The sequence below is a fragment of the Streptomyces sp. NPDC032745 genome (assembly GCF_055579465.1).
The window spans coordinates 32671-45353 of the sequence record NZ_JBVING010000015.1 but is presented as its reverse complement, the minus strand read 5'-3'; the positions used below and the strand labels follow the sequence as shown (position 1 = coordinate 45353).

Genomic DNA, 12683 nt, shown 5'->3' with positions numbered 1-12683 from the left:
AATGACCATGAAGCTGGCGTTCGACGGAGACTGGCGCGCGACGGTGACGGACGAGCCGATGAGCATCAGGCCCCGCTTCACTGGTGACGCCTCCGTCGACATCGCGCCCTACGCGGATGTGGCGGAGCGTGAGCGCTTCCTCGCGGACACCTTCGGCAGCCAGGAGGCGCTGTGGGACGCACCCGACGTCCTCCGGTTCGACACGGACAGCCGCGAGCTGGTCGCGGCGCAGTTCCACTGGCCGGAGGAGTCCGCCTCCGCCGCGGAGGTCGCCCGGCTTCCCCTCCTCCCCGAAGTACGCCCGGGCGGGCTTCGCGCCGATGAGGCCCGCGACTTCCGGCACGAGAGGTGCTCGGTGCTGTGCCGGGCCCCCGGGGACGCTGTGCTCACCGGCCTGCGCGACCTCGACGTGCTGGACGAGCCACTGGACGCCCGTATCGGCATCGCACCCGATGTCGCCCTCCTGGTCCAGCGCGGCGTCGTCGTCGGCTGGAGCCTCACCGATCCCGCGCAGTATCTGACCAGCAGCTTCGTCGACCCTGATCCGGGTCCGCCGTCCCCGGCCACCCGCCGCCTGCTCACCGAGTGCCTGGACCTGGTCACCACGCCGATGGTCGAGGACGTGGTGGACGGCGAACCGGCTGCCCTGGCCCGGCTGCGGGCCACCGACGAGGCCCTGCGCGCGCAGCGCGAGGACCGGCACCGGGCCGACGCCCTGCTCCAGCTGATCGCCACCTATGTGGAGGACTACGGAAACCGGTGACACGCGACGCCCTGCTCGCGCGCATGCCGGCCGCCGATGACCGGGGGCAATCGGGGGACAGCCGGGGCGCGTTTTCCGTAGGGTGGCGGGGACATGGGGGAGGGGTGCATGGGGGCACGGCAGTTACCCGCGCTCGCGCAGTATCGGACCGATGGGGTGACGCGGCACCTGTGCGCGGGCGCGCATCTGGACGAGGACTTCGCCCGGGACGTGGACGTGGAGCTCACCGAGGACCGGCTGCGTGCCACCGGCCTCTCCCTCGGCATCGACCTGGTGGCGCTGGCCCGGCACGGGCGCGCCGCGGTGCGGCGGATCGACGTACGGGACCGGCGGCTGGCCTGGATCTGCGGGGTCGGGGTGTGGGCTGCCGTGCCCGTGCTGCTGTACGCGCTGGTCGGCGGGCTCCGGGGGCTCGCGTACGCGGCCGTGGGGCTCGTCGTTCTCGCGTACGCGAGCGCCTGGTGGCTGGTCCACCAGGCCGAGAGCCGGGCCCGTACGGCCGCGCTCACCGTGGAGCACGGCGCGGACCGCCCGGCCGACCTGGCCCCGGCCGTCGAACCGGAGGTGGAGCAGCGGCTGTTGGCGCAGAAGCGGGCCAACGTGGTCCCGTACACCGCGAGTGCCGAGCGCACCAATCCCTTCGTCGGCAGCGGCTCCAAGCTCAAGGAGATGGTCTGGCAGCCCATCGACGTCAGCCGGCCGGCCGACGACCCGGCCGGCAACGGCGCCAAACTGGCCATCAAGCCGTTCGACGCGGTCGACCTGCACACCTACGTGGCCCGCGAGATGGAGCACATCGCCGGCCTCAAGGGCCTCCAGGTCCGCAACCGGCTCTACGTCATGGGGACCAACGTCCCGTACGTGGGCGCGGAACTGCTGCCGGACCCGCTGAAGCGGCCGCTCGCCCAGATCCCCAAGCAGCTCGTCCAGGCGGGCCTGATGCAGCCAGGCGCCGGCATGCGCACCTACCTCAGCCTGGTCCGGGCCGGTGAGGGCGGCCGTGCCATCGTCTCCATGCACCTGCGCGCCCGCCTCCACCACCCCAGCCTCACCTGGGAGGTGTCGGCGTACGGCATCCCCCCGCTCCAGGGCCGCTTCGACCGGGTGAACCGGCTGCCGGTGGACGGGTTCGAGCGCTGGTGGAGCCTGGTCGCCCATGCCACCCGCGCCGCCGGGCCCGCGCTGCTCGGCGCCGCCTCGCGGATCTCCCGCCGCTCCTCGGACCGGCGCCGGCGCGCCCGCGCCCTGGAGAAGGTACGGCGCGAGATCGACAAACGGCACGCGCTGTACGACTACGGCGCCGTGGACAGCATCCGCGAACGCGTCGCGGACTGGAACCGGCTGGGATTCAGTGAACGCACGGACTCCCAGGACTTCCTGCAGCGCCTCCAGCAAGGTGTGCTGATAGCGACGGAGCGGTTCCTGAAGGACCACCACATCGACACCAGCTCCTACGACCAGGCGCAGCAGGTCATCAACACGCACACCTACACCTTCCAGGGCAGCGTGCAGGCGGGCGTCATCGGCGACAACGGCACGGTCAACCACCACAACGGATCCGGTGCACAGGCCGGGCTCCCCGGACAGGGCCGAGGGACGCCCTGACCGGCACCACCATCGGGAGGGACAGATGGGCACCTTCAACTTCAACGAGAAAGTCACCGCCGGCATCATCGGCGACAACGGCACCGTCAACATCGGCCGGCAGGACACCGCCGCGGAGACCCTGCGGCTGGCCGCCGAACTCGCCCAGTGGCTCCGCGACCAGGGCGCGGCCCAGGAGCGGATCGCCGCGGCCGAGACCCTGCGCGGCGAACTGGACCGGGCCGCGCAGGAGCGGCGCGCCGCCGAGCCGGGGGTGATCCGCCGCTCGCTGGAGACCATCACCCTCGGTCTCGGCGCCGGCAGCGGCGGACTCGCCCTCGCCCAGGAGATCAGCCGCCTCCTGGGCAACTGACCTCCCCGGGAGGCTACTTCGACCGTACGACGGCTCGCGCGCCGCCGAAGTCCAGCTCCAGGCCCGAGCGCAGGGGCACCGTCTGCCCCGGGTCGATCCGCTGGGTGGAGCCGTCCGCGCGGGTCCCCGTCCATGCCGATGCCGACCGGTTCGCCAGCCCGAACCGGCCCGGCTTCTGCGGGTGTTCGGTCAGCTGCGCCACCAGCGTCGCATCGCCGTAGTCGTGCCGGGCCGGCTCCGGGGCCAGGTGGTGGGCCTGCACCCGGGAGGACCGGTGCAGCAGGATGTGGTGCTCGGTACGCGGCGGGGGAGTGGTCAGCACCAGCCGCGGCGGCAGCACCAGTGTGCTCCCGCAGTTCCAGCAGGTGCCCGGATCGGCGGCCCGCGGCTCGGTCATGTTCTGCTTCCCGCACTGAGCGCACTCCACCACCGCGTCGAGCACGGCCCGCAGGGTGTCCCGCCACTGCGACTCCCGGACCCGGGTCGCGGGATCGTGCAGGCCCGCGGTGAAGTTCTTGGTGAACAGGTCCCGCAGCGAGTCCGGGGCCGCCGCCCAGGTGGCCAGTACCGTCGCCTGCTCGGTGGGATCGGGTGCGTTGGACCGGTCCTGCGGGTCGAAGACGAACAGCGGCTGCTTCCCGTACAGCTTGCGCTCCGCCGCCTCGTCGAGGCAGTGGATCGCCAACTCGCGCATGCCCTTGAGCGGATGATGGTTCATCAGCAGCATGAACAACAGCACGGACAGCGAGTGCAGATCGCTCTGGGTGCCGGGGGAGACCCCCGGGTCACCCCGCACCAGCTCGGGCGCCATGAACTCCATGGTCCCCGAGATGCCGGTGCTGTCGCCCTCCACCACCGCGTTGTCGTTGTCGCAGACCAGCACGTCGCCGGTGGCCGGGTCGAAGAAGATGTTGCCCCAGGAGATGTCCCGGTACGCGATCCCGCGCGAGTGCAGGGCCTGGTACGCCTCGACCGTGTACAGGCAGGCCGTCAGCAGGGCCCGGGGCGTGGTGCGCAGCTGCCGCCGGAACAGCAGGGGCAGGCCCTTGAACCGGTCCGGGCGGATGTCCATCAGGTACCCGAACCCGCCGCGCCCGTCGGCCACGAAGTCCAGGGGCCACAGGAAGCGGTCGTCGTCGAAGCCTCGGCCCACCAGCTGGCGGACGATGTCCTCCTGCGCGGGCGTCGCGCAGGTCGGGTAGTACCACTTGAGCGCCTGGTACCCGGCGGGGGTCCGCACCCGGTAGACCTCCCCCTGGCCGCCTGCGCCGAGCAGGCCGAAGACCTCCACGCCCATGCCGCTGTCGGTCGTCAGCAGGGTTCCGCTGTCGAGCATGCCGCTCATTCGTCTCTCCCGTGCGGGTCGGTCGGTGGTGCCGCGTCTGTGGTCGTCGCCCCGGCGGCCCCGTGGGTCCCGGCGGCCCCGTACGCCCCGGTGGCCCCGTACGCCCCGGTGGCTGCCGCCGGTGCCGGATGCCAGGCCGCCACCAGGGTCGTGTCGTCCCCGGAGTGCTGCGAGGCCTTGGCCAGCCATTCCGGCAGGACGGCCCGGACGGTGTCCGCGCCCTCCGCCGACAGCCGGTCGTCCAGCCCGGCCATGAACTGCAGGAAGCCCCGGTCCGAGGCGAAGCTCTTGGACAGCCCGTCGGTGGAGACCGCGACCAGCCGGGGCGCCCGCGAGGGGGCGGTCACCGGTGCCCAGTGCGTCCGTACGCGCAGCCACGCCGCCGGGCTGCACAGCGACTCCGTCTCGTCCCCCAGGTCCGCCTCGGCGGGTGCGAGCGGTACGGTCACCCGCCCGTCGTCGTCCACCACCGTCAGCTCGCCGTCGCCGAGCTGCCAGGCCGCGAACACCCGGGGCGTGAGCACCGCGCCGACCAGCGTGCTCCCGTACAGCAGCAGCTTGTGCTCCTCGGACAGGCCGGGCTCCTCGTGGGAGCTGGTCCGCTCCCAGTTGCCGAGGACCTTCTCCCGCCATGCGCTGACCAGCTGGCGGGGGAAGGCGTGCTCGGCGTAGTGCATCAGCCAGGCCAGGCTCGGTGGCCGCTCCTCGCCGCGGGGCTGGGCGAGCGCCCCGAACCGCCGGGCCTCCTCCACGAAGAGGTCCACCGCGAAGCGGGAGCCCAGATGGCTGCGAGCGTGCACCGCGGAGCCGTGGCCGTCGGCCACCGCCATGATCAGCGGCTCCTCGGCGGTGCCGCGGCCCGCGACCTCGCAGTAGTCCTGGTTGCGGGTCTTGTTCACGCCCTGGACGCTCTCCCGGAGCGTCGCCCAGAGCGGTACGGGCGCCAGTGCGGGCCCGGGGGCGCGGTCCGGTACGGGCGGTGGTTCCGGTGACACGGGCCCGCTCACCACACGTCGTCATCGTCGTCGTCGAGCACCGGCGGAGCGTACGGCGGCTGCTTCGCCATCGCGTCCGCGGAACCCGCCACCGGCTGCGAGGCCGCCTTGACCGCGGCCGTCGAGGCCCAGCGGATCGCCGCCGCCAGCTGCTTGGGGCTGTTCGCGTCCAGCGGCTGGAGCTCCGGATTGCCCAGGAACTCCTGCAGCACGGTGCGGTCGGCGTCCGCGCCGATCGCGATGGCGACCCGTACGGCCTTGCGCCCCCACGGGGTCGCGTCGACCGCCCGCAGCCCCGCCTTCCAGTCGTCCGTCGGCACCCCGTCGGAGACCAGCGCCAGCACCGGCTTCAGCGCCCGCTGCGGCATCGGCGGCGTGTCCAGCTCCCGGGCCGCCAGCTGGAGGGCCTCGCCCAGATTCGTCATGCCGTCCACCTGGACGTCCTGCCAGGTGAAGTTCTCCACCGGAACCGGGTCCTGGTGGTGCCAGCGGGCCGTGGTGGAGAACGTCATCGTGCGCAGCAGCAGTTGGGCCGCCGGATTGTCCTGCGCCACCGAGCGCATCTCCGGAACGGCTTCTCTGATCGCGTAGTTGAGCTGGCCGATCTTCTCGCCCTGCATCGAGTACGAGCAGTCGAGCAGCCAGATGAAGTGGACGGGCCGGTTCGCCATCGGCCCGCCGGGGATGTCACTCACCGCTGATCTCCTTCAACTCCCGAGCCATTGCGGTACGTACCGCACGAGCGCCGCCAGCCCGGCGGCCGCCGTCATCGCGACCGCCACCACGAACAGGACCAGCATCAGCAGCCGCCCCCGCGCGATCTGCGGTGTCACCATGGGTGTTACTCCCTTGCTCCTGGACCCTACGCGGCCCCGGGGAGGCCTTCGGCCCGGCCCGCGTCACAGGCTTGATCGATCTGCTGCCGGCCGCCCGGTACCGCCCCGCGGCCGGGGCAGCCGGGGCAGCCGGGGCAGGCGCGGAGCCGCGGCCGCCGCCCCGCCGATCCGCAGCCCCGTACGGGACAGCAGCCACAGCACCGGCTCCGCCGCCCGCCGCTGCTCGGACGCGAGCGCGCCCGCCCCGGTGGCGGCATGGGCGCTGACCGCCCAGTAGCGGGCCGCTGCGAAGTCGTGGCCCAGGGCGCGGACCAGCTCGCCCAGCCCGATCTCGGCCAGCCAGGCGTCGACCGCACCCTCCGGCCGCGGCAGCGAGTCCAGCCGGTCCAGCACGTCCCGTTTGGTCACCACCGCCGCCACGCCGAGGCGCCGCCGCCGGCCGCCGAGGCCCTGGAGCTCCCCGGTGAACCCCGCGTACGTCTCCACCGGACCGAGGTCGGCGGGCCGGGCGGCCACGGCCAGCTGCCCGTCGCCCCCTCGCAGGGTGCGCCGTACGGCGGGCGAGGCCAGCACGTCCGCGACCAGCAGGACCCCGTCCGCGTGCGCGAGGTACTCCTGGCGCCGGGTGGTGTCCGCATCGCGCAGCGACTCGCCCATCGGGTCGTACAGGTACAGCAACCGCTGCCGCCGCAGCAGGCGCAGCCGTCCGCGCCTGCGCCCGACGAGCAGCATCAGCGCCCGGGGCTGTCCGCCCTGCGTCTTCAGCGCCCACCCCGTCGACTCCACCTGGCGGCCCAGCGTGTTGGCCTCGCGCCGGTCGGCGGGGGACGCGAACTCGACCGTCAGCGGCGACTCGTGCGACCAGGCCCGCAGCCCGTCGAGCAGCGCGGCCATCAGCATGGTCTTCCCCGCGGAGGTGCCCCCGATCAGCGGCACGTGCACCACCCGCGTGGTGCCCACGGCCGGCGGCAGCCCCTGGTCGCAGTGCGGGCAGCGGGCAGTGAGCTTGCGCCTCCCGGCGAGCGCGGTGGTGGGCAGGGCCCGCCCGCAGCCGCAGACGTGCCGCAGCGCCCCGTACCGGCCGGGCCGCAGCTCGCGGTGGGCGGCGCCGCAGCCCGGGCAGATGTGCACGGCCAGCGGGAACGGCCGGTAGCAGCCGGGGTACGGGCACTTCATGCGGATGCCGCGGGCCAGCCCCCACAGCCGCTCCGCGCTCCGCCCGGCCAGCACCCCGGCCAGCGCCACGGCAGCGACCAGCAGCAGCTGGGCGGCGAACGCCAGCGCGACGCCGAGGAGCAGGGCGGCGGACAGCACGGCGGACAGCAGCGCGGCCAGCGCGGTCGCCGGTGCGAGCAGCCGCAGCAGGAGCCGCCCGAGGACGTGCTCGGCGCGGTCCCCGGTCGATCCGTTGCGGCCGCTCAGCAGCCGGTGCCGGACGATCTCGTCGAGCCAGTGGTGGACCAGCAGGTACCGGACGGTGTGCGCGGCCGCCTGCGCCGCGGCCCCGGCGTCGATCCACATCTGCCGCGCCCAGTAGGCGGGTTGCCCCGGCTCCGTGCCACCGTACGGGCCGACCCGCGGGTCGGGGGTCCCGGGCGTGCGCGGACCGAAGGCGGTCCAGGCGGCCCCCAGCGCCAGCGCCAGGAACCGCCACAGCCCGTACCCCAGGCACACGGCCGCCCCGATCGCGCCGGTGGCCACCCCGAGGATCTGCAGGACGAGCCCCGCGTTCACGGCCACCGGCCCTCCTCGGCGGATTCGCCGGGGGCGATGGGCCCACCGGAGCCGCCCCGCAGCGGCCGGCCGCCGGGCGCGGGCTTCGCGCCGCGGCGCCCGGAGCCGCCGAAGCGTTCGCGGAGCCGTCCGAAGGCGCCGGGCCGCTGCCAGCCGCGGAAATCCTCCGCCCAGCGGCCGCCGAGCCGGGCCAGGGCCTCCTCGAGCGCCTTGAGCTCCGCCGGCGCCAGGCTCCGTACGACCGGGCGCAGTACGCCGTCGAGCAGGTCGGTGCGGGCCTCCTGCCACACCGGGCCCGCCTGGGGCTGGGAGGACCAGGCGGCGAAGCACTCCGCCGCGTACCGGGGGTCGTGCCTGAGCCGGTCCGAGACCTGCGGCTGCCGGGCGGCCCGCCGGTACGCGGCCAGCAGCTCGGCGTCGTTGCTCTCGACCAGAGCCCGCAGCTCGCTCCCGGGCCGGTCCTCGGCGAGCAGCCGGCCGACCACCGCCGCGTAGGCGTGCTCCCGCGCCGTCGGCGTGGGGTCCAGTGTGCGCAGGTCCAGGGCCTGGCGGACCCAGCCCGGCCCCGCCTCCCCGGCCCGCAGGTTCCGGGCCAGCTCCAGCAGCAGCAGTGACGACCGCAGCGGGGCGGTGAGTTCCGCGGAGAACCGCCGCAGCAGCTCCAACGCCAGCTCCTCCGCGTACCGGTCGCCGGCCGGGGCGCGGACCGCAGCCTGCGCGAGCAGCTCCCAGGTGCCGGCCTCGCGGTGGGCCCGGTCGCCCAGCGCGGCCAGGGCCAGCCAGGCCTCGCCCGCTCCCGGCGGCTCGCCGCCCCACACCAGCCGCATCGCCGTGCGCAGCACCAGCGGCTCCTCCTCCAGCGAGGCGCCGGAGTGCTCCACGAGCCCGGTCAGCGCCTTCACCCGGTCCCCGCCCGACCCGGCAGCCCCGCCCGCCGCGGGTGCCTGCGCGCACATCCGCAGATGCGGCAGCACCTCGGCCCCGGTCAGCCGCAGCGGGGTGAGGGCGAACAGCCGGGCCCCCGCGGCCGGATCGCCCGCCGCGAGCGCGTCCAGCCGGTCGAGTACGAGCCCCCGCAGCTCGGCCTGCTCCCGCAACTGCGCCGGCTCCGCCAGCGCGGCCCGTACCGCCTCCCCGTACGACCGCTCCGGATCGGCGATCAGGGCGCGCGCCAACTGCCGTGCCACATCGGGCAGGAGATCCGAGCTGCCCACCCCGAGTTCGGCGGCGGCCCGCAACAGCCCGACGCGCTCGTCCGGTGCGCGCTCCGGGTCGGTGAGCGCCACCCGCAGCTCCGGCCCCAGCTGGGCCGCGAGCCGGGCCCGGGCGTCCTCGCCCAGCGCCCCGGCGGGCGGAACGGCTCCGCCCGAGCGGACCGCCCCGGCCAGGGCCAGCTCCACCAGCGGCTCGCTCACCGCCGGGGGTGCCCAGCCGGCCAGGGCCGTCAGCAGCCGCCCGCTCGCGGCGGCCTCCTCGGGTCCCCGGTCACCGGCCGGGCCGCCCAGCGCCCGGGCCAGCGCGTGCAGCCGTACGCCGTCCAGCGCCTCCCGGTGGCCGGCGGCCCAGTCGGCGGCCGCGGCCCGGCCCGCCGAGTCCAGGCCGATGCCCGCGGCAAGAGCGAGCGCGGCCAGCGGGCCCGCCTCGTACGGGCCGGACCGCTCGCCGGGCAGCCGCCGGACGTCCGCGAAGAGGTCCTGCCGCTGCGCCCGCCAGATCAGCGAGGCGGTCTGCGCCCACGGGTCGGGGTCCGGTGCGGGGGCCGCCGCGCGGGCGGCGTCGTACACCCGGTAGCGGTGCTCCTGCCCGGCGAGGCCCAGGCCGTCCTCCGGCACCACGCCGATGATCTGCTGCCGGGCGAGCTGCGGCCGCCGGGTGTAGGTGGTGAAGGTGAGCCACTGGCCGCGGCGGTGCGGCAGCACACTGCAGGCGAGCAGGATCCACCAGGCCACGGCCTCGCTGTCCTGCTCCACCAGGACGAGCTGAGGGGCGGCCGGGTCCTCGACGAGCCGGCGCACATCGGCGAAGAACCCGGCGAGCCAGCGCCCCCGGGCGGTCACGAAGGCCGCCAGCGCGCCGACGTCGAGCGGGCCCGGGGCCGGCACCGAGGCCAGCGGCTGCACGGGCACCCCGGCCGGCGGGGAGTCGGCCGCCCACTGCCGGGAGCCCCAGGAGGTGATCGGCAGCGGCCATTCGGCGGGCCGGTCCGGGTCGGCGGGCTGCGGCAGATGCACCGCGTGGGCGTGGAAGTTGCCCCAGCGGCCGCTGTAGTCGGCGCCCGTGTACACGGAGCGGGCCAGCAGCCGGCTGCCGTCGGAGAGCACGTTCAGACTCAAGGCCTGCGGGAAGGCGCCCAGTTGGTCCGCGCTCGGGCGCGGCGGTGCGTCCCGGGGCGGCTCGTACCCGATCAGCTGCTCGGCCTCGCGCAGCAGCGAGGCGGGCACCCCGGGGCTGACGGCGGTGAACCGGAAGCCCGATCCGTCGGGACCCGGCGGCGCCGAGGTGTAGTGCATCTGGGCGAGGTTCACGCCTCTCCTCCCGACGCGTGCGACCGGCCCGCCGTCGTGCCGGCGCCGGCGGCCGCCGCCGCCGTACGCCGGCCCGCGCCGCCGGTCCCGGTGCGCGGCAGCAGCCCGTCCAGCCCCAGCAGCCACAGCAGCGGGTCCTCGACGCGCAGCGGCTGCGGCCCCGACTTCGGGGCGTCCGCCGGGGCGTGCGCGGGCGGCGGGGAGCCGAGCGCCGAGAGCCCGAACAGCGACAGCCGGGCGAAGTCCCGGTCCAGCTGGCGGTACAGCGCCCCCGAGTCCCAGTCGTCGAGGAGCCCCCGCATCTCCTCGTGCACCGCCAGCCGGTCCTCGTCGTCCACCGTGCCACCCGCGTGCCCGGCATTGCGCCGCAGCGGGGAGTGCGGCCCCACCAGCGAGAACAGGGAGTCCGTCTTGGTCACCGCCACCGCCACGGGCGTGGTGACCCGGCCGCGCGAGGTGCCCCGCCCATGGGCCCGCAGCTGCGCCGCGAGGTCCGCCGCGATCTGCTGCGGCGGGGTCTCCACGGTGGGCAGCGGCAGTCCTGCGTCCACCGGCAGCTGGTCCCGTACGGCCCGCATCTGGAGCGGGTCCACCAGCAGGATGATCCCGTCGGCGGCCGCCAGGTAGTGCGTGTAGCGGTCCATGGCCTCGGCGCTGCCGAGGTCCTCGCCCGCCGCGTCGAAGAACACGAGCGCGGTGTGCCGGCTGCCGTCCCCGCGCAGCCGGCGGCGCAGCGGCAGGCTGAGCCGGTACAGCAGCGGGTCGTTGAAGCCGAGCGCCGCCGGTCTCGTCGCCTCCGGCAGCCGCAGCCGGTCGTACAGGTCCTCGGCCATCTCCCGGTCCCGGCGCTGGGTCTCGCCGCCCATCGCCGTGATGGAGGCGCCGTACGCCCGGCCCACCCGGTTGCGCAGCTCGTTGATCAGGACGGAGACGTACGTGCTCTTGCCCGAGGCCTTGGGGCCCAGCAGGGCGATGATCCGGGTGTCCTGGTCGGTGTAGTCGCTCGGGAAGTCGCTGTGGCAGCGCAGGCAGACCCGGACGGGGGTGGACACCCCGCAGTGCGGGCAGTCCGCCCGCGCGGCGCCGCCGCTGCCGAGACGTCCGGCGAGGCCGCGCGGGGCGGTGAAGACCGGGCCGCGCATCGTCAGCGCGGGCGGCACGCTCGGCCCCATGAACTCCGCCCATATGTCGTCGAGTTCCGCAGTGCACGGCTTGCCGCCGCGCACCCCCGTGGCGGACATCTGGCAGCGGAACGGCAGCCGGGCGGCGGCCGAGCGGTCGAAGCAGTAGGGGCAGACGACGGAGGTCATGTCAGCGGACCACCAGGGAGGTGAGGGAGGGCTCGTCGAGCCGGACGGAGGCGGCACGGCCGCCGAGGAGGAAACCGCGCACGGCGTACGGGCCGCCGGGCGCGCGGGGGACGATCTCACGCTCGACGGTCCCCGAGGCCGCGAGCTCGGCGCCGGTCACCCGGCACAACTCGGCGCCGTCGACCGGCCGGTGGGGCCGGGCCGCACCGCCGCCCGCTCCGGCGACGAGGACGAAGTCGGGCAGCCCGGAACCGGGATCCCCGCCGGGCGCGAGGAGGGTCACCCGGAGCACGGCGGGACCGCGCCGCAGCATCCGCCGGGGCCCGGGCAGGAGTCGGTACGCGATGGCCACGTCCGCCGGGAGGACGGCCTGCTCGGTGTCGCGCGGGGCGGCCGCGGTCGCGAGCGCGCTGCGCGGAGCGGCGTAGGCGATGACGCGGACGGCACCGGGGCCGACCGGCAGCTCCAGCCCCTCGCGCAGGAACACGGCCCGCACGACGGGGTGTTCCGTGCGCTCGCCCCCGGACTCGGGGGTGACCGCGACCGTGACCCGGCCGGCGCCGTCGGGCCAGCCGAAGCTGATCCGGGCCCGCCCGGCGGTGGTCCGCCGGACCGTGAGCCCGGTGACCGGCTCCGGGGCCTCGACCACCAGGCCCGGCCCGGCCAGCGCCCGGTCGCCCAGGACGGCCACGGCGCTGACGGTGGCCAGCGTGCCGGGCGGCGGTTCGGCGATGCCGTCCGCATCCACCCAGGGCAGTGCCGCGGGCAGGGCGCCGACCGCCAGCTCGGCCCCTTCGGCGGGGACAGCTCCCGGCCACTGCACGAGCCGTACGTCGGCCCCCGCGCCCCCCGTCCACCGGAACTCCAGCCCGCCCGAGTCCCGGGCCGCTGCGGCGAGGGTGAGCACCGGGGCCGGCCAGGGATGCACGACGACGGCCGCCTCGACCCCGCCGGACAGCACCTCGTCCGCGCCGCCACGGCCGGCCGGCCGGTAACGGCACTGCACCCGCAACACGTATGCCCCGGCCTCCAGTCCCCCGGCCCGCACGGACTCCCGCCCGCCCGTCCCACCCGCTCCGGCTGCGCCGGCCCGCCCGCCCGCGCCACCCGAACCGGCTGCACCGGCCCGCCCGCCCGCGCCACCCGAACCGGCTGCACCGGCCCGCCCGCCCGCGCCACCCGAACCGGCTGCACCGGCCCGCCCGCCCGCGCCACCAC

General features: G+C 75.6%; 10 protein-coding genes and 1 pseudogene. 3 read left to right on the top strand and 8 right to left on the bottom strand.

Translation table 11 applies throughout. From position 1 onward, the window contains the following. The first annotated feature begins 1 nt into the window (after position 1). The 3 genes from ACZ5WG_RS31205 (at position 2) to ACZ5WG_RS31195 (ending at position 2720) form a co-directional block, all read left to right on the top strand. Entirely contained in the window at positions 2–763 is a 762-nt protein-coding gene (locus ACZ5WG_RS31205; protein WP_468727600.1) for a hypothetical protein, read from the top strand. A gap of 156 nt (positions 764–919) precedes the next feature. After that, a complete protein-coding gene (locus ACZ5WG_RS31200; RefSeq protein WP_468727599.1) occupies positions 920–2368 on the top strand; it encodes a hypothetical protein in 1449 nt (482 codons plus the stop codon). A 25-nt stretch (positions 2369–2393) separates the two neighbouring features. Further along, a complete protein-coding gene (locus ACZ5WG_RS31195; RefSeq protein ID WP_468727598.1) occupies positions 2394–2720 on the top strand; it encodes a hypothetical protein in 327 nt (108 codons plus the stop codon). 13 nt (positions 2721–2733) lie between these two features. Here ACZ5WG_RS31195 and ACZ5WG_RS31190 read toward each other — a convergent pair whose 3' ends face one another. The 8 genes and pseudogenes from ACZ5WG_RS31190 to ACZ5WG_RS31155 form a co-directional block, all read right to left on the bottom strand. Next, entirely contained in the window at positions 2734–4065 is a 1332-nt protein-coding gene (locus ACZ5WG_RS31190; RefSeq protein WP_468727597.1) for a protein kinase domain-containing protein, read from the bottom strand. Then, positions 4062–5060 (bottom strand): PP2C family serine/threonine-protein phosphatase, encoded by a 999-nt coding sequence (locus ACZ5WG_RS31185; RefSeq protein WP_468727595.1) that lies wholly within the window; start codon positions 5058–5060, stop codon positions 4062–4064. Before ACZ5WG_RS31185 ends, ACZ5WG_RS31190 begins: the two co-directional genes overlap by 4 nt. Before the next feature lie 8 nt (positions 5061–5068). After that, positions 5069–5731: a vWA domain-containing protein gene (locus tag ACZ5WG_RS31180; RefSeq protein WP_030294174.1), complete on the bottom strand. Its 663-nt coding sequence runs from the start codon at positions 5729–5731 to the stop codon at positions 5069–5071. Between the two features lie 36 nt (positions 5732–5767). Further along, positions 5768–5896 carry a hypothetical protein gene (locus ACZ5WG_RS31175; RefSeq protein WP_468727594.1) on the bottom strand — a complete coding sequence of 43 codons (129 nt, stop codon included), beginning with the start codon at positions 5894–5896 and terminating at the stop codon, positions 5768–5770. Between the two features lie 63 nt (positions 5897–5959). Continuing rightward, on the bottom strand, positions 5960–7636 hold the full coding sequence (locus tag ACZ5WG_RS31170) for a TRAFAC clade GTPase domain-containing protein (RefSeq protein WP_468727593.1): 1677 nt from the start codon (positions 7634–7636) through the stop codon (positions 5960–5962). Beyond that, on the bottom strand, positions 7627–10155 hold the full coding sequence (locus tag ACZ5WG_RS31165) for a GTPase-associated protein 1-related protein (protein WP_468727592.1): 2529 nt from the start codon (positions 10153–10155) through the stop codon (positions 7627–7629). The genes ACZ5WG_RS31170 and ACZ5WG_RS31165 overlap by 10 nt, the downstream gene beginning before the upstream one ends. Further along, positions 10152–11465, bottom strand: a complete 1314-nt coding sequence (locus tag ACZ5WG_RS31160; RefSeq protein WP_468727591.1) for a TRAFAC clade GTPase domain-containing protein — start codon at positions 11463–11465, stop codon at positions 10152–10154. The genes ACZ5WG_RS31165 and ACZ5WG_RS31160 overlap by 4 nt, the downstream gene beginning before the upstream one ends. A gap of 1 nt (position 11466) precedes the next feature. Continuing rightward, positions 11467–12683 (bottom strand): annotated as a pseudogene (locus ACZ5WG_RS31155) (hypothetical protein); the annotation flags it as partial.